This window comes from Nitrospira sp. SG-bin1, assembly GCA_002083365.1.
In the GTDB taxonomy this organism is placed as follows: Bacteria; Nitrospirota; Nitrospiria; order Nitrospirales; family Nitrospiraceae; genus Nitrospira_D.
On sequence record LVWS01000007.1, the window covers coordinates 28,812 to 49,782 of the forward strand.

A 20,971-nucleotide genomic window follows, 5' to 3' on the forward strand; every position below is an offset into this window, starting at 1 on the left:
CGATGTTGCTGTGGCTGCTCATTCTGATTCCGTTGCTCGCGGCTCCGTTCGCCTGGTGGGCGGCGCGCTCTTCGCCCCTCCTCGCTCGATGGATAGCGATCGGCGCATTCGCAATCGATGGCATCGTGTCTTCGACCGTCTGGATCCGGCATCGGGACCCGTCAACCTCCGATCCGGGACAATGGATCCTCGACAGCCATACACCTTGGATTCCTCAATGGGGAATCGATCTGCATCTTGGCCTGGACGGCCTCAGTTTCGTCCTCATTCTCTTGACGACCGTGCTCGGCGTCGTGGCGGTTGTGTCTTCTTGGACGGAGATTCAAGAACGACAAGGCTTTTTTTATTTCAACCTGCTGCTGGTCCTGAGCGGTGTCATCGGCGTGTTCCTGGCCTTGGACCTGTTCCTCTTTTTTCTTTTTTGGGAGGTCATGCTCCTGCCGATGTATCTCATCATCGCCGTCTGGGGACATGAGAATCGCCGCTATGCCTCCTTCAAGTTTTTCCTCTTCACGCAAGCCGGAAGCCTTGTGTTGCTCGTTGCGATCGCCACATTAGCCTTGCTTCATCAGGACGCCACGGGAGTGCCGAGCTTTGACTACCACGATTTGCTCGTGCTTCCCATCACACCTTCCACTGCCTGGTGGCTCATGTTGGCCTTCTTCGTGGGTTTTGCCGTGAAGCTTCCGATCGTACCGATCCATACGTGGCTTCCCGATGCCCACACGGAAGCGCCCACCGGCGGCAGCGTCATCCTGGCGGGACTCTTGTTGAAAACCGGCGCGTACGGGTTATTGCGTTTCACCATTCCGCTGTTTCCCGACGCCGCACATGCATTTGCCCCGATCGCCATGGCATTGGGAGCAGTAGGAATACTGTATGGAGCGCTCTTGGCGTTTGCTCAGACGGATTATAAACGGCTCGTCGCATACAGCAGCATCAGTCATCTGGGGTTTGCCTTGATCGGGATCTTTGCCATGACGAGCCTGGCTCTCCAAGGTGCGGTGATGCAACTCGTCGCGCATGGGGTGAGCTCAGCCGCGTTGTTCATGCTGGCGGGCGCGCTTCAGGAACGGCTCCACACGCGGGATATGCGCCGCATGGGCGGCCTGTGGGGGTCGGTTCCGCGGCTCGCGTCCATCGCCCTCTTTTTCGCCATCGCCTCCCTCGGTTTGCCGGGATTGGGAAATTTTGTCGGTGAATTCCTCGTCCTTTTCGGATCGTTCGGCCCGCATCCGCTGCTGACGGCATTGGCCGCCACCGGTATGGTGACCGCCGCGGTTTACTCACTGGCGCTCATTCAGCGAACGTTCCACGGGCCCCTCCGTGTCGATCGGGACTTACAGGATCTGTCCGGAGCTCCCTTCGCCGTCCTGGTGTCCATGATGGCGCTGTTGGTCTGGCTTGGCTTGTATCCCATGCCCTTGTTTTCAGCGACGAAATCGACATTGCAATCTTTCCATTATCTTGAACCCACGGCGCCCAACGCAGCTTCATCACGGTCGAAGACCTGTTTGACGAGTGAGATGTTCCAGCCCATCCCACATTTTTCACATGTGAGCGCACCATGACGGCGACGGACCTCTTCACGCATTTTCCGATTCCCGCAATGGGAACTCTCGGCGTCGTCACCATACTGGAAACCGCCGCTCCCAGGCGCCAGGCCACCATCGCAACACTCGCCGTGACGAGTATTGTCGTTCCCTTGAGTACATTGTCGCCGGCTGTGAGAGCCTTGATCCTGCTTCTTGTACTCGTTATTGGATTCCAACCTCGATGATACTGTGGCTGCTTATCATCATCCCCTTGCTCGCGGCTCCGCTCGCATGGTGGGCGTCGCGCCGGTCCCCCCTCGTGACGGTGTGGATAGCCGTCTGCGCCTTTATGATGGACGGCGCGCTGACCTTGATCGCCTGGCTTCATTATCCAGTTCCGCCCGGCGCGCTCGAGGGACAATGGATGTTGGACAGCCATACGCCATGGATCCCTCAATGGGGGATCGATCTGCATCTCGGTTTGGACGGCCTCAGTTTCGTCTTCATCGTCCTGACGAATGTGATCGGCATCGTGGCCGTGGTGTCTTCCTGGACGGAGATTCAAGAACGACAAGGCTTTTTTTATTTAAACCTGCTGCTGGTCCTGAGCGGTGTCATCGGCGTGTTCCTGGCCTTGGACCTGTTCCTCTTTTTTCTTTTTTGGGAGGTCATGCTCCTGCCGATGTATCTCATCATCGCCGTCTGGGGACATGAGAATCGCCGCTATGCCTCCTTCAAGTTTTTCCTCTTCACGCAAGCCGGAAGCCTGGTATTGCTCGTTGCGGCCGTAACGATGGCCGTGTTGTATCAAGACGCCACGGGAGCGCCGAGCTTCGACTACCACGACCTCCTTGCTCTCACCACCGCACCTTCAACCGGATGGTGGCTCATGCTGGGCTTCTTTCTAGCTTTCGCCGTGAAACTTCCGATCGTGCCGTTTCATACATGGGCCCCGGACGCGTATGCTGAAGCACCGACCGGCGCCAGCATCCTGCTTGCCGGAGTGCTGGAAATACCGGCGGCCTATGGTTTGTTGCGTTTCGTTCTCCCCCTTTTCCCGGAGGCAGCAGAGGGCGCAGCCCCTGTAGCGATCATTCTCGGTGCGTTAAGCATCCTCTATGGATCCGTCCTCGCGTTCGCTCAGACCAATTTCAAACGACTGGTTGCCTACAGCAGCATCAGCCATCTCGGATTTGTGCTGATGGGCATTTTTGCAATGTCTGATCTGGCGCTCCAAGGCGCGGTAATGCAACTCATTGCATACGGAGTCAGCTCATCGGCTCTGTTCATGCTGGCCGGTATTGTTGAGGAGCGGCTTCATACGCGGGATATGCGTCACATGGGAGGGCTGTGGGCGTCGGCGCCCCGTCTATCGTCCATCGGGCTCTTTTTTGCCATTGCCTCCCTCGGCCTTCCGGGGCTGGCCAATTTCATCGGGGAATTTATGGTCCTTCTAGGGTCGTTCGAGAGATACCCGCTGTGGACAGCATTGGCGTCCACAGGCATGGTGACCGGAGCGATCTATTCGCTGGCCCTCATCCGGCGAATATTTCATGGGCCTCTCCGAATCGATCGGCAGTTCCCAGATGTCTCAGGCGGTCCTTTTGCCGTACTGATTGTCATGATGGTCATTCTGATCTGGCTGGGCTGGTATCCCTCGGTCATATTTTCGGCGACCGAATCGAGCGTGCAGTTTCTTCATCACTTCGAAACGTCTGCACCCGACGCGGCTTCGATGCGGTCGATCATCGATCTTTCGCCTTTGCTGCAGCCTCCTTCTCCACCTCTTTTTGATGCGAGCGCACGATGACGGTCTCAGACCTGTTCGCACTCTCCCCTATCCTCGCCCTTGGCGCTCTTTGCATCATCACCATGCTGGGAATCGCCATACACAGACGCCACGCGACCATCGCCGCGCTTGCCGCCGTCGGTACCGTGATCACCCTCGGCACACTTCCACTGGCGGCATCCGTCTCGCCTCGAACCGTGACGACGCTGCTGCGACTGGACAGCTATGCTTTGCTGTATATGGGGCTCGTGCTCACCGCGACACTCGTCATTGTTCTGCTGTCCTATCGCTATTGGATGCTGCACGTGGAAGATCACGAGGAGTGCGAGGAATTCTATCTCCTTGTGCTGGTCGCCACGTTGGGCGCCCTTGTTTTGACCGCCTCCGTACACTTCGTTTCATTTTTCCTGGGATTGGAGCTGGTCAGCGTCTCCCTATACGGTTTGATCGGCTATTTGCGGACACGTCGCGCTCCTCTTGAAGCATCGCTCAAGTATCTCTTGCTGTCATCGACGGCTTCGGCCTTCCTCCTGTTCGGCATGGCGCTGCTGTACTTTCAAACCGGCACGATGGTCTTTGCCGAACTGAGCACCGCCACAACCGGCACGAAGCCGCTTTGGCTGGGAGGCTTCATCCTCGTGATGGTCGGGATCGGTTTCAAGCTCGGACTCGTTCCGTTCCATCTCTGGATCCCGGACGTGTATCAAGGCGCGCCGGCGCCCATCACCGCCTATGTGGCCACCGTGTCGAAAGCAGCGGTCGTGGGACTTTTGCTTCGCTTTGTCACCGATCTGCGGATTCTTGAAACACCGGCTCTCGGTACCTTCTTCGCGTGCCTCGCGGTCGCGTCCATGCTCGGGGGCAACATCTTGGCGCTGCTGCAACAGAACGTCAAACGACTGCTGGCCTACTCGTCCATCGCGCATTTTGGATATCTGCTGGTGGCGCTCCTCGCGGGAGGACCGTTCGCCGCCGAAGCCGTGACATTCTACGTCATCGCCTATGTCACGATGACCTTGGGAGCCTTCGGCGTGGTGACGGCTCAATCGACGGCCCGGCGAGACGCCGACCGGTTCGAGGACTATCGCGGATTATTTTGGTCGCGACCGTGGTTGTCCGTCACATTCATGCTGTCGCTTTTGTCGCTGGCGGGCATTCCGATCACGGCCGGATTCTTCGGGAAATTTTATGCGATCGCGGCGGGGGTCCGTGCCGATTTGTGGCTGCTGGTCTTGCTTCTGATCGCCAACAGCGCCATCGGGGTTTACTACTATTTGCACTTGATCGCGACCATGTTCGACCGCTCCACCGTGGAGACGACCATGGAAGGCAGGGCCCCTTCAAAGCAACCGATTCACGGCAACTGGGCAACCGCGCTCTCATTGGGCATGATTGCATCGATGCTTCTCTGGCTGGGAGGCTATCCGGGTCCATTGATCGATCTCATACGGATCATCATCGAGGATTTGATGGGCTCGACTCTCCATGCGAGGTTCTAGGCCTCCGGGTTCGGGTGCGTGAATTTGGTTACACCGTCTCCGCACCGCGCGCAAGTGTTAGGGATTATCCGAGTACCGGCTGACGTGTGAACGCGATATCGTATGACCAGAACAAGCAATGGAAACATTGTGAACACATAGCGGAAACGCTATCACCGCATAATGTAAAAATTGCATGTTCGAAGGCTCCGTCCTTGAAAGAGGACGGAGCCCGTTTATTATAGAGGTCTGTGGTGCAACGCGACCAATCAATCTCCCCGACTTTCTCTTTCATTTGAGCCCCCCTTCCCCTCCAGCGGCGCGCCGGCATCGGGTCGATGTTTATCCCGAAATGACGATGCCGCGCACCTTGGCCTTGGCGCACAACCGACCTGTCGTTATTGTCCATCGTACAGAGAGGATCAGTGGAGAATGCGCCTGATGATCCCATTAGCAGCAACAGTCCTAGTCCCGTCTTTCTCGGTAATGCCATCAGCACGATGACCCTCGCTGAAGAGGTTGGAAACTTGCGAAGGCAGGAATATCGGAATGTCCGGTAGCTGAAGCAACGGCAATGTCGTTCTCACGCAAGAGCCGGGTATAGCCTTTGCACTTTTTAGGTGCGTGTCGCGCGATGGGCGCGCGTCACTCATTAAGGAGGTCACTATGATAAGGCTACTGTTCTTGATGGCAGGATTGCTTGGTGTGGGTGCCATGTCCGCCTATGCCGCCGCAGACGTCGAGGTGAAGACAGTGGACAAGGCTTGTTACGCCGAGATCTTCGAGGATACCGATTTTGATAAAGATGATCCGCATGTCATCATCCAAGGCCCCACTCAGATCGCAAACCTCAAGGATTATAGCGGACGAAATTGGAATAACGAGATTGAAAGCATCGTCGTCGGTCCCAACGCGGAGATCACGGCCTATCCGGATAAGGATTTCAAAGGAACCGAACTGGTATTAAAGCCGAATAGGCGTGTCAATGATCTGAGCAAATTGAACATGAGCGATGACATCGAGTCGATGAAGATCACCTGCGGTGGATGACACATCGCCGGACTGGATCGTGATCATGCAAGTCTCTCGTGATCATGTAAGTCTCTATAGACTTGATCCCCCCGGGAAGCACATGGGAAGCAGATGACATGGGATGACGGGAGGCGGGGACAACCTGTCTCCCCAAGCACCAGAGTGCGCCTTGAACAGCGTCTTGAACAGCGTTCGGAAATCGAGCGGCGGACGTCGGTAACTATTGAATGGGATTTCCGGTGAGCACTTGGTAGGCCTGCTGCACGGACTCGACGGGGCTCACGTGCATGAGAAACGGTGTTTGCCATTCCGCTTCCTCCGGATCAAGCACATCCGGCACCAGGACCCGGCGGATGTGCGCCGCGTTCGCGGCCGCAAGCTTATACGAGAGACCGCCGGTCTTGCTGATATGTCCGTCCGGCGCTATGCCGCCGGTGATGATACGATCATCCATGATTGAATCATGCTTGGCGAGAGCCGTCACGGTGAGACCCACCATCGCGGACAAACTGTCGCCGTAGATGGTGACAGGCTGGGGCACGGCTATCGTCACGGTCCAGGCGTCGGTGGAAAGACCGGCTGCGCTGGCTGCGCGGTAAATGGCTTGCTGAATCGACGTCTGAGCCATCGGCGACAGCTTGCCCGGTCCACGGAGGAACGAGACCATCAATCCCCTGTGATCCGTTCGTTCTTGAAACGTGAGCGTGAGACTGGTCACCGTTCCGATCGGTTGACCGCCGCCTGAGATCGTCACTCCCAATATCGGGATGATGCGTTCCCGTGGAGAGCCTTCCTCTCCATTCGTAGATGCGAAAGGCTCCCCGTACAATGCACAGGACAAGAACAGCGCGATGAATCCATGGCCGTACCGTGACATGACCGTGCGATGGAACATGACATTCTCAGGCTACTTTACGCTGCAACTTTTGCTTTCCTCGTACCCATGAATACCGCACCGCATCCTTGACCTTTCCCAGGCACCTTCTCCTTCATGACCAGCCCACCTGCACATATCATGTGGTCTGCAACGGATGTGCCCTTATGATCACTTGCCTAGCGACGTTATACGCCTTTGTATCGCTCCACCTTCGCGATACATGGTTCTTCACCGAGGAAACAGTGTGAGACAAACTGTCGGCGGGGGCATAAGGTGTCTACGGTCATTCTCCCGGAAGAGCCCATTTGATGCGATCGACATATCATGTAATGGCCTAGGCGAAACCGGTGAATGTGACTACCACGGGTCATACAACTGTTCGGTCCTCAACGGTGGATTCTGCATAAGCCGATAGACCCATGCACAGCACATCGATAGAAGAGATAGAACTCAGATTGGAAAACATTTTGCAGATACATAGTCGTAAGCAAACTAACAGGAACCAATAATGTGTCCTAACGATGGCCGAACGTTTACCGCTGTTCTTTTGTTCTTCGCCCTCCCTGCGTTTTTAATGATGACGTCTTCCTGTACCTTTTACAGCGTAGAGCACGCGAAAAGGAATCCATACAGCGAGTACAAACAGGTGGGCGGGGAACACGGCGTCTGTAGAGATCTAAAGGCGACGGGCTGTGAAGACATCCCCGACTCATACTCATCTTATCGATGAATCGAATTCAGTCCTAGTCGCCATGTGGTCTTGGTGAGTCGAGAAGGGTTGCGCTGTAGTATTTCATGAGGGCATGCATAATGCTTGCTCTCTTCTAGTTAGTTTGTCCATTCACTGTATTTCTGTATTGTTGTTGTCCACAAAGAGGAGGATCTACATCATGGAGCGGTCAATTGTTATGATTTCGTCTCTCGCATTTCTTACCTGGTCAGGTTGTCAAAGCACCGTTGCCCAAGCCGAACGAACCAAGACCGTCACCACTACTGTGACGGCTGCCGCCCCTCCGAACGATACAAAAACAACGGAGCGTAAGACTCAACGACAGAACTCCCCTCTTCCACCGACTGCCGCCTCAGGTGAGGTGCCATCGCGGATCCCGATCGTCGAAGAAGAGATGCAGGTCAGCACCAAGAAGGTGGAAGGCAATAGGGTCCGCATCATGATCAACCCGGTGGAAACCCCGGTGACGGAATCTGTACCGGTGAAACGAGAACAGGTCGTCGTGGAACGCATTCCCGTCCGGGAAGGCGATCAGTCGATCACGGATTACTCATTCCAGCCGAAGACATTCGAAGTGACGGCGATGACGGAAATTCCGACGGCCACCATCCAACCGGTCATGACGAATATGGTCACGGTTCGAAAGCAAGAGGTCGTCCGGAACCAGACGGTGGAAGACACGCTCAAGGGTACCAAAGCGGAAGTGACGCGTGAGCCGCAAAGCATCGCTTCTGCCGACATCACCCCGGTCGGTCGCGAGTTGAAAGGCTCATCCGCAGGGCTCTCCGCGCCGCTCATGCTGCCGTCGGCCCAGTCCGTGACGTATCCGTTCACGTTCGCGGAGGTCAAACAGCGTCTGGTCATCGACAAGCGGGAGGTCCCGTCGGAAAAAGTGCGGATCTCCATTCAACCGACCGAGCGGAATGCGCGCGAGACGGTGCAACTCCGTGATGAAGTGATCGTGATCGAACGGACGCCGCATACAGAGATGGCCGGCGGTGTGCCGAATGGAACGTTTGCTCCACAGAGCATCGAAGTAACGATGATGAAAGAAGTGCCGGTCGTGGAAAAGCGCCAAAAGGTAAAAGAGTGGTTGACCATTCGCAAGGAGGACGGGCAGGAACAACGCATGGTGGAGTCGAAGCTGAAAGAGACCAACCTCGCCCTCGTGGTTCCAGAGGAATGAGGGGGCCATATCGGAGCGGCTCCTAGAGGGCCGCTCCGATTACCGTTTCGTTTCGACACCGATCATTCGGAGGTCAGCCTCTGAACATATTGCAGTGGTTTTGAACATCGGCGGCGGCGATCTCCCGAATCATCTCCACGAGCCTACTCCCCATTGAAGCGTAAACAGCTGATCATACATCTCAAGAATCGTCCGTTATCCACCGAGGTCAAGATTGGCAACTCGCTCATGCCTATGCTTCTCTTACGGACTGTACCGCGTCGATGCCATTGTGGTGCTATGACATCTCCCAGGCCTAGCTCGGGAAAGATTCACATACAATAACGTCATGATTGATGTGCTGTGGATGATTGTCATTGATACGCCATGCGTCCTGGCGATGAGGGATAAGCTGTCTCTTCCTACTGGCTTCGTACAACGCAGCACACATGGTTGAGTTTGAACTGCTGATGGGGAAAAGGTCCGCTACAAAAGCGCCGGGAGAGAAGTGGCCATAATGGCAGGACTAAAGACGACCCACCGAGGGAATGCTTGGCCGAACGAACGTCTCAAGGAACAGACGGGGCAACCGAAAACCAACGATATGGCCGATCAGACCCCGATGCCTCCGCGGCGCACATGGATCTGGTTCTTAGCCCTCTTGGTCGTAAATTACTTTATCGTCCGGCTTTTCCTGCCCGGTCCCGAAGAACCCACCACCGTGCCCTACACGTTCTTCAAAAACCAGGTAGGGAGCGGAAACGTCGGCGCGATTTACAGCGAAGGGGAGACCATTACCGGCCGCTTCATCACCCCGGTGGCCTACCCGTCGACGGAGGACAAGGGCGCGACGCCTTCGAATCAACGACAGGCCGGGGGGAATCAAAATCGGCCGACTCCTACGACCCCCTCGGCCATGACGACACACTTTCGGACCATCCTGCCGGCCTTCGTGGACGATGGCCTCGAAGCGTTTTTGATCAAAAATAGAGTGGAGATCAGCGCGAAGCCGATCCAAGAGCAAGCCAACTCTTTCCTTACGTTGCTGTTCAGTTTTGGCCCGGCCCTTCTCTTCATTGGCTTTTATATCTGGCTCTTTCGGCGAGCGGCGCAGCAGGGCAGTGGCTTGATGAGCGGGGGGATGATGGGCATCGGAAAGAGCAAGGCCCGCCGCTATGACCAGGAAAAGGAAACCAAGGTCAGATTTGACGACGTGGCGGGCATTGACGAGGCCGAGAACGAGCTGGTCGAAATCGTGGACTTCCTCAAGGACACGGCCAAGTACACGCGGCTTGGCGGCACCGCCCCGAAAGGCGTGCTCCTCGTCGGCGCGCCCGGCACGGGGAAGACGCTGCTGGCCAAAGCGGTCGCAGGAGAGGCGGGGGTTCCGTTTTTCTCCATGAGCGCGGCGGAGTTCGTCGAAATGATCGTCGGCGTGGGGGCGGCCCGGGTACGGGACCTCTTCAAGGAGGCGCGCGAACATGCGCCGGCGATTATTTTTATCGACGAGCTCGATGCCATTGGCCGGGCCCGTGGGCACATGGCGATCGGCGGCTCGAGTGAGCAAGAGCAGACGCTGAATCAAATTCTCACTGAAATGGACGGCTTCTCGAGCCGCGAAGGCATCATCGTCTTGGCCGCGACGAATCAGCCGGACGTGCTGGACAAAGCGCTGTTACGTCCCGGCCGCTTCGACCGCCGGATCGTGGTCAATCTGCCGGATAAGGCGGGACGTGAGGCCATTCTCAAAGTCCACACCAGGAATGTGCCGCTCGCCGATGACGCGATCCTCGGCGACCTCGCGGCCGCGACACCAGGCTTTTCAGGAGCCGACATCAGGAACCTCGTCAACGAGGCGGCGCTGCTGGCTGCACGGCGCGGACAACAAGAGGTCCGTCACAAAGACTTTCTCGATGCGCTTGAGAAAATCGTGCTCGGCCCCGAGCGGCCTATTCTCCTGAGCCAAGCCGACCGCAAGCGAATCGCCTTTCACGAAGGAGGCCACGCCATCCTGGGCCTGGTCGTGCCCGGCGCTGATCCGGTGAACCGAGTCTCCATCGTTCCTCGGGGTCAAGCCCTCGGCGTGACCTATCAGCGACCCGAGAGCGACCGTTACAACTATCCCGAACCCTATCTTCGCGCCAGGATCATCGGCATGCTGGGCGGGCGAGCGGCCGAGGAAATTGTCTACGGAACCAAAACGACAGGAGCCGAGAACGACATCGAGCAAGCGACCGACTTGGCGCGTCGGATGGTCACGCGATGGGGCATGAGTGACCGACTCGGTCTGGTGCAGCTGGCGCCCAAAGACAACCCTTATTTAAATGGGTCACCTGGATACATGGGAGCGAAACCATTCAGCGAGGAGACCGCCAAAGCGATCGATGGCGAAGTGCTGAAGATCCTTCATGAGAGCCATGAGCAGGCCAAGGAACTGCTCACGGCGCATCGGAAACAGCTTGATGCGCTGGCCGACGCCTTACTGGCTCGTGAGACGCTCAATGAGGTGGAGATCCTCGAAGTGACCGGACTCCCGCCCGCTCGCCCATTGGACAGCGGAATATTGGCCGCGTCTGCTTCACTTGCAGCAAGTACAGAGGCAGTTCGAGCTTTTCCGTCTTCTTCGTCACACTCAAACGACTAGCGGGACCAGCGTCCAGGCGGTTTCTCACGGTCAGGCTGTCGGTATCTTGACCCTCTGTCATCATCCACCCACCCACCATCGCTGGATGGTTCTTCGATAGCGGCCTAAATTGGAACGCGAAACTAGAAATTCATCAAGCGGCTTGTCGATCATCCGTCGTTTCGCCGGCACCCTGCTGTCGCTCGGTGGCCGCATGTTCGATCTCCGCGTTGATTTCACCGCCGACGAGAAGGACCATCCCGCTCCAATAAAGCCACAGCATCAGGACGACCACTCCGGCGATGGAGCCATATACCTTGTTGTAGTCGCCGAAATTATCGACGTACAATTTGAAACCGAGCGACACGACCAGCCACATAAACACGGCAAATGCCGAACCCGGAGAGACCCATCTCCAGTCTTGATCGATGTCGGGACAGAAGTAGTACAGCACGCCGACCACGAACAACATGAGCAGGACCACGACCGGCCACTGCAGCACGTTCCAGGCGAATACAAACAGCGGGCCCAATCCCACAAAGTCGGCGATCCATGTCCCGATGCCGGGCCCGTACAGAACGAGCGTCAACGAAAGCATGACGAACCCGGCCAAGGCCAGCGTCAACGCGATTGAAATGAGCCGGACTTTCCAGAACGGCCGCGAATCTTCCTTCACGTCGTACACGACGTTCAACGCCTCCATGATGGCGACGACGCCGCTGGAGGACCACCAGAGGGTGGCCAACACGCCGAACGAGAGGATGTTCGTTCCGGCGCCCTGAGCCACCTGGGTCAGGAAGCGTTCCACCATGGACAGGGCATCTTCCGGAAGGACATTCTTCGCATACCCCATGAGCTGAGGCATGAACTCCCCGACGGAAAAGAACCCCATCAAGGCGGTGAGAAAGATCAGCGCGGGAAACAACGCCAAGAGGATGTAGTAAGACAGCTGCGCGGCCCGGCCAAGCAGTTCGTCCTTTTGAATCTGGTGCCATAATCGCCGGATCAGCTCCTTAAAGGGCAAGTCGCCCAACTTCCAGGGATTGTACGCCGGCGACGGGCTCGTGAGCGATGATTCCGCGGATGTCCGACTCATGTGTTGCCTGCAAAACCGGGAAGAATGGCATTGAAGAATGCATTTTGAACGAGCGTGGCGATGATCTGCCAGGTGCTGACTTCCGGATTGTCGAGCGCGCCGGACATATCGGCTTTGGTGGCGACCTCGTCACGCGGCTGATTCTCCAATAACGACATCACTCCTCCGACGACGGCCTTGTAGATCTGGCGGGACAACGCCTTGTCTTGGTCTTTATCGGGATCGTAGACGTCGACATCTCGGAACAACGGCTTGACGTACCCGTCAATACGGTTGTTGTGAACCGTGAGTTCGCTGAACAACGCAAACTTTCCATGATGCGTGTCGACATTGCCGTACGCACGCAGAACCTCGTTGAGTGCCGTCACATCCGTCCGAATGATCGTCACGGCCAAGTCGAAATCAGGACGCGGTTTTTCAGGACGAAAGGTCCCCGTCATCACCGTCGGACCGCTGCCCATGAATTTCCCCGTCACCTTCACGACACCGGTCCCTTCCTCGAGCCGATTGCTGAAATTGTCCATGTCGGCATTGAGGTCGGCCAGAAACATGCGATAGTCGGGTTCCGTCGTTCGGTTGATGAAACCGACTTCACTGGAGAGGATCTTTCCGTGCCCCATCCGGAACACGAAGGAGGCATCTCGATGCGCCTTCGCGGCCTTGGTCACGCCGCGCCGAACTTGGCGCCGCTGCTTCTCCTGCGTTTCCGGCTTGTACACATAGTCGACCTTTCCCTTCTCCAACAGAAACGACTCCAACGCGATCATGGTCCCCCGGTCGTGTTTCACCTGACCTTCCATTCTGAACAGCCCGTCGTGGATGTGCACGTTGTACGCTTTGGCAATGGGAGCGACGTCACGAAGCCGAAGACGATCGAGCCGAACCCGAGCATCGATCGCCGGCGTCGGTTGCGCAAAGAGATCGCCTCGGCCGTCGATCTCGACGAGTCCCTGTTCACCCAGCCGCACGCGCCCTTGTACTCGGGAGGGATATTCTCCTTTTTTGGACGCGACGTTGCGCACATCATGCACGGACGCCGTGAGCCCCCTGAGGTGAATAGGGTCGGCCTGGGATGCATGGCGATAGGTGACCGTTCCGTCGTCTATGACGGCCTCTCGAATGGACAGGGGAACCAGCGCAAGCATCTGCTTTTGCCATGTCGGAACCTCGGCGGCCGCATCACCACCGGCTGCCGCGGTCCCCGCGGCAGCCGGTTGGTTCACATACTCGATCGCGGGACGCATGAGGCGGACACTGTCGATGGTGACGGCACGTTCGGAAGGACCGTATTCGATATGCCCGGCAAGCGAGACGCTTCCCGACTTGATGGGCAGGTCTGTCCGGCCGGCCGCAGTCAGGGCTTTGTCGATTTCCAATTGGTCGGCTCGGATTCCGACCTGCACCGCGGGCAACGGTTTGGCAAATGGATCAGCACGCCCGGTTATCTCCACCTCGGCATGGTCCAATAGGTTCGCGGTGACATGCATCTCCGCCGGGTACACGAGACTTTGTTCCGGCCGATTGGTGACATGCCGCACGACAACGTCAAGCGCCGTGACATGAATCGGTTCAGCGGCAGGATGTCCCGCATAACTCACGGCACCGTTCTTAATGAAGAACGCCGATTCAAAAGGAACCATGTCCCGGACCTGATCCTGCCACACGGCTTGATCGGCCTCGGGGGATTTCTCCCTCCCCTGCGCGATTGCAGTGTCCATCTGGAGTCGCGTCACGGAAACGACAGGATCACGAAGATGAATGTCGGCTGCCACTTTTCCAGTCAACAGCGGAGCGATCCTCGCGTCGATCACCAGTTTGGGAATATCCAGCAACTGAGGGTCCGGATGGGCCTTTTGCCGTACGACGACGTCGTGCAGATCCACGGAAAGGGTGAGCGGATGAAGATCGAGCGTCCCGATGTGGAGACTGTACCCATCCATCGATCGATTGGCGGATTGTTCCACATATCGACGAAGCGGCTCATCCGCGAAATACGCGGCTGCAAGAACGAGGGCGACCAGGGCGACCATGCCGACCGCCATCCATTTGAGCCAACGAGGCATCATGTCGCCATCATCACGTACTCCGAACCTGTGACGAATCGTTTCGGTCGCATCGCTCATGATGCGTATCGAGCCCCATAGTCGGCCAGACCGTGACGCGGAAGGACATGCCGCCGTAGGCTGTCTTCGAAGAGATCGCGATTGATCGCTTGACCGGCGGCCGCACCCTGACCGGCGGCGATGATCATTTGGCAGTTGGCCGGTGTGACACAACCGGCGGCATACAGCCCCGGCACGGAGGTTCTCATGTCCCGATCGACGATGATCTGTCCCTCTTCATCCAATCGTGCGCCGACCTGTTCCGCCAAATCGTGATGATAAACGTCGCCGCGTGTCGCAAAGACCGCCTGCGCCGACAGGGACCGCCCGTCGTCCAAGGTCACAGCGGAGACGTGTCCCCGGTCGTGTGAAATCGATCGAATCGACTGCTGCATGACCGGAACGCCGTATTCCGCCAGCCATTCGGCATGCGCCTCGTCCCAACACGGTGGCTTCCCGTTCGTGCAGATCGCGACCTTGGAAGAAAACGACAGCATACTCAACGCATAGTCCGCCGCCTCATTGTTCCGTCCGATAATGACGGTGCTGCGGCCCTGTACACGATATGCATCGCAGTCTTTACAGAAAAACAGACTTTTCCCCAGGCAGTCTTTCACCCCCGGGATCTCCGGGGGGACATGCGTGAGGCCGGTGGCCAATAACACACGTTTGGCGATATAACACCTGGCGACACCCGTGAGCTCCAACATGCCCCCGTGGTTCCGTTTCAGATCGTGAATTTCATCATCCGCGACCTCGACCTCGAAGCGTTGAGCTTGGGCAAGCCCTCTGGCAAGCAGGTCGTTTCCGCTGATCCCATCCGGAAACCCCAGATAATTCTGTACATCCTGTTCCCATTTGGCCATGGAGTGTCCCGAATGGATCAACAACGTATCGCGTCGACTTCTGCCAAGATAGATGGCCGCCGATAACCCGGCCAAACCGCCTCCGACGACAATGGCGTCATAGACGTGATCTCGCGTAGACTCGTCTCCTCCGCCGGGCAACCCCATGGCGTCATCGCCCCTCCGGCCCCGCCAAAGATCGTACGGTGCCGGAGCAAGAGACGGTCATTGCACTCCCGCCTCGCTCAAACACATCCGATCCATCCACTGGCGCAGCGCTTTCAGATGGCGGTCCTCTTCATGGAGCGCTTGACGGAAGTCGGCCACCATCTCGTCTTGTCCCATTTCCTTGGCGATCTTGATGAGCAGGACCCACCCGTCATTATCCGCCAGTTCCGCGACATGAATGGCGTGCAGGCTTTGCGCGATCGTCATTCGTGGGTCGGTAATGATCTGCAGCAACCCGATGGACGCCACGGCATTCGTATCGGCCATGGGCGTGACGCACGTCGGATCGGCGCCGAGTTGACGCAAGGCATCCCAGCAGACTCCGATGTGAGCCGCCTCCTCCGCGCGAAACTGCATCAGCTCCTCCAACGCGACCATCGTCGCTTCGTCTTTGCGGACCATGAACTTCCCGATGAGCGCATCGTACAATCTGGTCCCGGTTCGTTCGAACGCGAGCCGACCTCCCAGCTCGTCGATCAAGACTTCCGCGTGACGTCCCATGAGCTTTTGCATGCCGGCCTTCGCCACGCCCTTGACCGTGCCCGGCACCGGCACCGTGCCGACCGGCTCGGCTTCGGCGAGGTACGATGCGCGCAATTCGGCCAGAGCCTGTTCATCACCCGCCGAAGTGGGAGGAAATTCACGTACGGCCTCTCCCATTTGCTTGGCTCCATCCGGCGACATGTCGATTCCGGTTTGGTTCATACCCATCGATTGGGGGCTATCCATTCTCGGTACCTCCTTTGTGTCTCATTTGCCTTTAGATTTTTTCATAAGCTTGTCGGAAGGCTCTTCGGTCGGATTGCAGTCGGCCGAAGCATGTTCGGTTCGGGGAGTCGTCCCCCTATTCGCCTTTATCCATAAGGCATTGTCGTGATTGTCTAAGTCAACCGAGATTCGGTCGCCTTTATTGACAGGTGTTTTCCGTGTCCTCTCAGTCAGTTGGAAGTGCACCTCTTTCCCACTCTCTTCCTTCACGACAAAATCCGTGCCGTCCATCTTGATTAATTCACCAGTAATTACCCGGCTTGCCAAGTTTGCGTTTTGCTCAGCCTGCGCACGATTTTGACCAGGGGATATTTCGCAGGGAAGTCCCTGGCCTTCCGTACCACCCGCTTCTCTTGCCTTGGCGGTTTTATCCTGTTCTGCTGCTGATGCGACACCCCCGGTCTCCATAATGAATAATCCAAAAAGTAAAACCATTCCGGCCGACCATACTCGAGCAATTTTAGCCGTTTCAATCATGATGCCTCCTCGATATATGAATGGTAGGGCTTGTTGCATTCACGAATATGACGGGCAATGTCATGCCGCCTCCTTGAGCCATCGCTGGGCCATGAGTTCGCCGCCGGCGCTCCATTCCCATCCGGCCGACACCTGGTCGGACGGAGATCCATCCGCGTTCATCTGACGCCGGTATTCCAGCGACCGTTCCGGCTCCTGGCTTTTGCTCACAAATCCTGGGCCGTCCGCGCGCAAATCCACCTCGTCACGCAGCACTTGCCGCACATACTCCCGATTACTCTTGAAGGCGATCGGTTCCGGCAGTGCTTCCGGAAGGAATTCGGCCGGGTCCCGCCGCTCGACTTCCTTACAGACCTCCATGGCGAATTGAAGATGTCCCAGTTCATAGTCCAGAAACCGCTCCCAAATAGCTTTGATCCTCGGATGATCCTCTTGCTGGACGCAACTGTAGTAGTTGTACACTTCGTTCGCCTCATGCAGCAGCCACTTCTCGATCCAGCTCTCCGAGGCATCGATCATGGATTCATATTGCGTGACATGTTGCTCTTCGATGGAGGCGATTTCGGCGTATAGCTGGCGGGCCACGGGATCGGCGAAATACGGCCCGTAATGCATGTAATAGTCATGGGTCTGGTGCTCCGCCGCCACGATGGTGTTGGCATGCAGCTTCGTGAGAGGGTGGGCGGTCGCCTTATCGTAATGGTTGCGCAGGTCGTCCAGCGGGTCCCGGTGTTCGTCCACCGTCGCCCGGCCCGGCACGATGTCCGTGTATCCCTGCGTGATCGTGTTCGCGTCGATGCCCTGTAATCGATCGAGCAGAGCCGAGTACCGATAGAGATGATCGAAGTCCTCCAGCAATCCGTAACGGAGAACCTGCGCGATATAGGGATCCGGCTCAACGCGCGCAAGAGCGGCAGTGACTTCGACCGCTACCTGCTCGTACCCGATGGTGGTTTCGAGAGGCGACTGATCGGCCGGCAAGAGCCAATTGACCATCGTTTGTTGATGCTGCTCTTTGCGCCTTACCTTGGCCAGCGCGGCCTGCAAGCCTCGATTCATACGGGCGCACGAATGCCCGAAGCGAACAGCCTCCGACTCGATGCCGTTCATCAAGATGATCCGCACGCGAGTGAAGGCATTCACATTCATCTTGCTTATCGGCTTTTGAACGAGGTCCTTCCATGTGAATCGTTGCTGATCGATCGGAGTGCCTTTATCGGCCAATAGATTGACGGCCATACAACCTCCTCGAAGGTGTTTAGTTGTGAGCGTCGGGGTTGTGAGTTGCTGAACTAACTCGACGCAATTCGCCCCGTTTCCATCGAAGTTCGGATCCCACTATCTCCCTATCTAGTTCATATTCGCCTCAAGCCCGTTGCGAACCAACTGGTGATGTCCCTCGTATTCATTCAGACATGCCCTTGTCAGATTGATTCATGAGGGGCATGTCTTTTGCGTTCTGATTTCTCCAACGGGTATCGCTATGAATAGCTCGTCACATCTACAAAAAAATAGGAGACGACCATGGACAAGGGCACACATCCCGACAAGCTGGCCGGAGCCGCGCAATCTGTCGTCAGTGAGGGCCTTCATACGGTGGAAGAGGCGGTGAATACCGCGATAGATAGCACCAAAGACGTCGTCCATGAGCTGCGCAACGATGCGACGGAGGCCGTGGATCAAACCATCGGTCGGACAATCGGTCGCGTGAAGGACACTTTGGATAAACAGCGGCCGCGATTCGAACAATATATCTCGTCGCATCCTTGGATCGCGCTCGGAAGCCTGTTGGTACTCTGGTACCTGCTGACCGGGAAACGGCGTGTGCAACCTTGAGATGAAGAATCGCTCTGCCGAGGTGTCGATGTCATTTGGCGGATCGAAAACGTAGCTTAAAGGAGAGCGCAGCCGGTCGGCCTCATGTGTCCCCCACAAGTCACAATGCAGGGGACAACTAGGCAGCTAAAGAGACAATAAAAAGGAGGAGCAATTATGGGTAAGGCATTAATTTTGTGGATGCTAGGTGTCCCAGGGGTGATTGTGCTGCTGCTCTATTTCTTCGTTTTTTAAGAGCGCCGTAGCCCCCGTGAAGAAAGAATTAGACGCCGTCTGGGAGTTGTTTTTGTCCTCTCGACAGACGAGTGTCTCGCGCGCTCTGTCGCAGTACAACTATGCATTCGCTGTGTATTGCACATGGGCCTCAGCGGCCCAAGAACGGCGTGAGACCATGAAACTGGGGTCATCACGCTGGGTGGTGGGCGGACACTACCCTTTCTCTTCCGAGCCACCAGCGAACGCATAGGCGATCCGACCGGACCGACGATGATTCAACACCGTGAATTATTTCGCCAATGCCTGCTGAATCAACACCTGGCGAATCAGCATCTCCAAGTCTTGATGCATGAGTTCCACCATACTGGCAAGGATCTTCAGCATCGCGGCCCTGGCCCGTAGGTCTTGTAATTCGTACACGCCTCCCTCGCGGAAGAACAGCGCGAGCCTTTTCTCCTCGATGTCCGAGCCGGGCTCGCCCAATCGTCCCTCCTGTCGCCAAGCTTTGATCAATTCGGTCCGGTACGTCGTGCCGTCCAATTCGGCCTTCGTCTGTCGTGTGAGATAGCGCCAGACAGAAGAGGGAAACAGTGCGCTGGTCGTAGGGCCGTCCCAAACTTCCCGCAGCAAATTTCGTGGATGGCTGTACTCTTGGTGTGTCTCGGCAAACAGAGGCAACGTCGCGAGTCCGGCCGCCACCGTGCCTCCTCCGATGGCCGCGCCTGCTTCGAGGGCCGTCAGTCCGGCCACCACGGCGCCTCCCGAGGCGACGGCGGCCACGCCGGCCACGATGATGGCGCCCAGCGTTTCATACCGGACACGGCTGGAGTTCTCGTCCTGGAGGCGATCAGCGACTTGGTTGGCCCGATCTGCTTCACATTCGATTTCCGCAACCAAGCCGTTGACTTCCTCGATTCCCAGCAGAATGCGGCCCAGGAGCTTCTCGCGGATGCTCAACAATGTGATTTGAGCGGCGCCGCCTTCCTGTTGGAGCGCATGCAGCTCTCTGAGCAACGGAAGCGCTTGTATGGCATAGGCGGCATCGAGGACTCGAGGGGAAAACCCTTCCGGATCGGGCAGATCGTCGATGACCACACCGCTTTCGCCCACCGGACCCTCCAGCGCCGTCAACGAGACGTTCCGGTGAATGGACGGCGGCTTGCAACGGGATTCGAAGCTGCGGGTTTGATGATGGCCGGGCGGGTGCAGGAGCCGGCTGCATCCCGAAAGCAGTACGCTCACGACAACGGCGATATGGAACAGCGGCGATAGGTTGCGAAAGACGGTGAGAGCTGATGAGCCGTCGCTGCGTTCGCCTTCACCGTTCGCTTCCACACGTCGCCCTCCGTTGTTCGGACTAGCTTATGCGTCGCGCCTATGGAACCCAGTACTAGGCATGTCCCTCGTTTGCTTCATTCGCCGTCCTCCGAGTTCCCGACCAGGCAGTCGGAGTCCCGATCACCGAACATTCGGCCGGACCATTCGGCCTTACATGGATATCCGATAGGATTCTTGGACCTTCTTTGGATTTTATGCTGCAGCATTATTTTCTCGGGCATTCGCTAGTGGTTTCATCAGCGAATACGTAGTCAAATCATAAAACGTTCGGCTAAACCTTCAACTGAGGAGACGTTATGAATCGTACAATGCTTTCCGTAGCCGCAGTCGCCCTCTTTTCAATGGCATCCGCTACACCGGCGCCAGCGGCAATGAAAGGGGCCGGTGAGGAGTCCTTTCTTCAGACGGCGGCACAGGGAAACCAGGCTGAAATCGCTCTCGGGCAGCTAGCTGCTCAAAAAGCTACAAGCCCGGAAGTGAAGCAGTTCGGCGCCAAGATGGTCCAAGATCACCAGAAAGCCAGCCAAGAAGTGAAGCAATTGGCGTCCAAGGAGGGACTGCAATTGCCCATGCAGATTAGCGACAAGCAGAAGCAAAAACAGCAGGAGCTGTCACAGCTCTCCGGCAAGGAGTTCGACCGAGCTTATATGCAATACATGCTGAAGGACCATCAAAAGGAAGTGAAGGAGTTTGAACAGAACGCCTCGCAGTTGCAAGACAAGGACGTGAAGCAATGGGCTTCGGGTACATTGCCTGTGTTGAAGCAACATCTGCAACAAGCTCAGACGATCGCGTCATCAATGGGAATCGAATCTGCTCAGGAACGGTGATCTTAT

At 57.0% G+C, this 20,971-nt stretch carries 15 protein-coding genes and 2 pseudogenes; 9 read left to right on the forward strand and 8 right to left on the reverse strand.

Translation table 11 applies throughout. The annotated features are described in order from the left end of the window. Positions 1-2 precede the first annotated feature (2 nt). The 5 genes and pseudogenes from A4E19_13795 (at position 3) to A4E19_13815 (ending at position 5,852) form a co-directional block, all read left to right on the forward strand. The gene (locus A4E19_13795) at positions 3-1,571 is read left to right on the forward strand and encodes an NADH dehydrogenase (protein OQW37347.1); all 1,569 of its coding nucleotides are present in this window, start codon (positions 3-5) and stop codon (positions 1,569-1,571) included. After that, positions 1,568-1,780: a hypothetical protein gene (locus A4E19_13800; protein ID OQW37237.1), complete on the forward strand. Its 213-nt coding sequence runs from the start codon at positions 1,568-1,570 to the stop codon at positions 1,778-1,780. Before A4E19_13795 ends, A4E19_13800 begins: the two co-directional genes overlap by 4 nt. Then, positions 1,777-3,234 (forward strand): annotated as a pseudogene (locus A4E19_13805) (NADH dehydrogenase). The gene A4E19_13800 and the pseudogene A4E19_13805 overlap by 4 nt, the downstream one beginning before the upstream one ends. Before the next feature lie 107 nt (positions 3,235-3,341). After that, positions 3,342-4,823 carry a hypothetical protein gene (locus A4E19_13810; GenBank protein OQW37238.1) on the forward strand — a complete coding sequence of 494 codons (1,482 nt, stop codon included), beginning with the start codon at positions 3,342-3,344 and terminating at the stop codon, positions 4,821-4,823. A gap of 666 nt (positions 4,824-5,489) precedes the next feature. Further along, positions 5,490-5,852, forward strand: coding sequence for a hypothetical protein (locus A4E19_13815; protein OQW37239.1), 363 nt, complete (start codon positions 5,490-5,492; stop codon positions 5,850-5,852). Between the two features lie 202 nt (positions 5,853-6,054). Here the strand turns inward: A4E19_13815 and A4E19_13820 are convergent, their stop codons facing one another. Next, complete coding sequence (locus A4E19_13820; GenBank protein ID OQW37240.1) at positions 6,055-6,729, reverse strand: hypothetical protein; 675 nt, start codon at positions 6,727-6,729, stop codon at positions 6,055-6,057. An 890-nt stretch (positions 6,730-7,619) separates the two neighbouring features. On the opposite strand from A4E19_13820, the gene A4E19_13825 reads away from it, so the two are divergent. Both A4E19_13825 and A4E19_13830 read left to right on the forward strand, forming a co-directional pair. Beyond that, positions 7,620-8,627: a hypothetical protein gene (locus A4E19_13825; protein ID OQW37241.1), complete on the forward strand. Its 1,008-nt coding sequence runs from the start codon at positions 7,620-7,622 to the stop codon at positions 8,625-8,627. Between the two features lie 583 nt (positions 8,628-9,210). Further along, positions 9,211-11,160: pseudogene (locus tag A4E19_13830) on the forward strand (cell division protein FtsH). Between the two features lie 223 nt (positions 11,161-11,383). On the opposite strand, the gene A4E19_13835 reads toward A4E19_13830, so the two are convergent. From A4E19_13835 to A4E19_13860, 6 genes are read right to left on the reverse strand one after another with little or no spacing between them, the layout of a single operon-like run. Continuing rightward, the gene (locus tag A4E19_13835; GenBank protein ID OQW37242.1) at positions 11,384-12,325 is read right to left on the reverse strand and encodes a hypothetical protein; all 942 of its coding nucleotides are present in this window, start codon (positions 12,323-12,325) and stop codon (positions 11,384-11,386) included. Next, the gene (locus A4E19_13840) at positions 12,322-14,448 is read right to left on the reverse strand and encodes a hypothetical protein (GenBank protein ID OQW37243.1); all 2,127 of its coding nucleotides are present in this window, start codon (positions 14,446-14,448) and stop codon (positions 12,322-12,324) included. Before A4E19_13840 ends, A4E19_13835 begins: the two co-directional genes overlap by 4 nt. After that, positions 14,445-15,440 carry a hypothetical protein gene (locus tag A4E19_13845; GenBank protein ID OQW37244.1) on the reverse strand — a complete coding sequence of 332 codons (996 nt, stop codon included), beginning with the start codon at positions 15,438-15,440 and terminating at the stop codon, positions 14,445-14,447. Before A4E19_13845 ends, A4E19_13840 begins: the two co-directional genes overlap by 4 nt. Positions 15,441-15,497: 57 nt before the next feature. Continuing rightward, positions 15,498-16,229, reverse strand: coding sequence for a hypothetical protein (locus tag A4E19_13850; GenBank protein OQW37245.1), 732 nt, complete (start codon positions 16,227-16,229; stop codon positions 15,498-15,500). Positions 16,230-16,250: 21 nt separating this feature from the next. Further along, positions 16,251-16,784 (reverse strand): hypothetical protein, encoded by a 534-nt coding sequence (locus A4E19_13855; protein OQW37246.1) that lies wholly within the window; start codon positions 16,782-16,784, stop codon positions 16,251-16,253. A 21-nt stretch (positions 16,785-16,805) separates the two neighbouring features. Beyond that, positions 16,806-17,984 carry a hypothetical protein gene (locus A4E19_13860; protein ID OQW37247.1) on the reverse strand — a complete coding sequence of 393 codons (1,179 nt, stop codon included), beginning with the start codon at positions 17,982-17,984 and terminating at the stop codon, positions 16,806-16,808. 285 nt (positions 17,985-18,269) lie between these two features. Between A4E19_13860 and A4E19_13865 the strand changes: the two genes are divergently transcribed. Continuing rightward, positions 18,270-18,581 carry a hypothetical protein gene (locus tag A4E19_13865; protein ID OQW37248.1) on the forward strand — a complete coding sequence of 104 codons (312 nt, stop codon included), beginning with the start codon at positions 18,270-18,272 and terminating at the stop codon, positions 18,579-18,581. 504 nt (positions 18,582-19,085) lie between these two features. Here the strand turns inward: A4E19_13865 and A4E19_13870 are convergent. Beyond that, positions 19,086-20,132 carry a hypothetical protein gene (locus A4E19_13870; protein OQW37249.1) on the reverse strand — a complete coding sequence of 349 codons (1,047 nt, stop codon included), beginning with the start codon at positions 20,130-20,132 and terminating at the stop codon, positions 19,086-19,088. Between the two features lie 299 nt (positions 20,133-20,431). Between A4E19_13870 and A4E19_13875 the strand changes: the two genes are divergently transcribed. Then, complete coding sequence (locus A4E19_13875) at positions 20,432-20,965, forward strand: hypothetical protein (GenBank protein ID OQW37250.1); 534 nt, start codon at positions 20,432-20,434, stop codon at positions 20,963-20,965. Positions 20,966-20,971: the final 6 nt, after the last annotated feature.

Excerpts from the sequence above, each read along its gene's own strand:
- A4E19_13855 (OQW37246.1), bottom strand. The coding sequence starts at position 16,784 with ATGCAACAAGCCCTACCATTCATATATCGAGGAGGCATCATGATTGAA.
- A4E19_13835 (OQW37242.1), bottom strand. The coding sequence starts at position 12,325 with ATGAGTCGGACATCCGCGGAATCATCGCTCACGAGCCCGTCGCCGGCG.
- A4E19_13820 (OQW37240.1), bottom strand. The coding sequence starts at position 6,729 with ATGTTCCATCGCACGGTCATGTCACGGTACGGCCATGGATTCATCGCG.
- A4E19_13795 (OQW37347.1), top strand. The coding sequence starts at position 3 with ATGTTGCTGTGGCTGCTCATTCTGATTCCGTTGCTCGCGGCTCCGTTC.
- A4E19_13840 (OQW37243.1), bottom strand. The coding sequence starts at position 14,448 with ATGAGCGATGCGACCGAAACGATTCGTCACAGGTTCGGAGTACGTGAT.
- A4E19_13825 (OQW37241.1), top strand. The coding sequence starts at position 7,620 with ATGATTTCGTCTCTCGCATTTCTTACCTGGTCAGGTTGTCAAAGCACC.
- A4E19_13850 (OQW37245.1), bottom strand. The coding sequence starts at position 16,229 with ATGGATAGCCCCCAATCGATGGGTATGAACCAAACCGGAATCGACATG.
- A4E19_13800 (OQW37237.1), top strand. The coding sequence starts at position 1,568 with ATGACGGCGACGGACCTCTTCACGCATTTTCCGATTCCCGCAATGGGA.
- A4E19_13815 (OQW37239.1), top strand. The coding sequence starts at position 5,490 with ATGGCAGGATTGCTTGGTGTGGGTGCCATGTCCGCCTATGCCGCCGCA.
- A4E19_13875 (OQW37250.1), top strand. The coding sequence starts at position 20,432 with ATGAATCGTACAATGCTTTCCGTAGCCGCAGTCGCCCTCTTTTCAATG.
- A4E19_13845 (OQW37244.1), bottom strand. The coding sequence starts at position 15,440 with ATGGGGTTGCCCGGCGGAGGAGACGAGTCTACGCGAGATCACGTCTAT.
- A4E19_13865 (OQW37248.1), top strand. The coding sequence starts at position 18,270 with ATGGACAAGGGCACACATCCCGACAAGCTGGCCGGAGCCGCGCAATCT.
- A4E19_13860 (OQW37247.1), bottom strand. The coding sequence starts at position 17,984 with ATGGCCGTCAATCTATTGGCCGATAAAGGCACTCCGATCGATCAGCAA.
- A4E19_13810 (OQW37238.1), top strand. The coding sequence starts at position 3,342 with ATGACGGTCTCAGACCTGTTCGCACTCTCCCCTATCCTCGCCCTTGGC.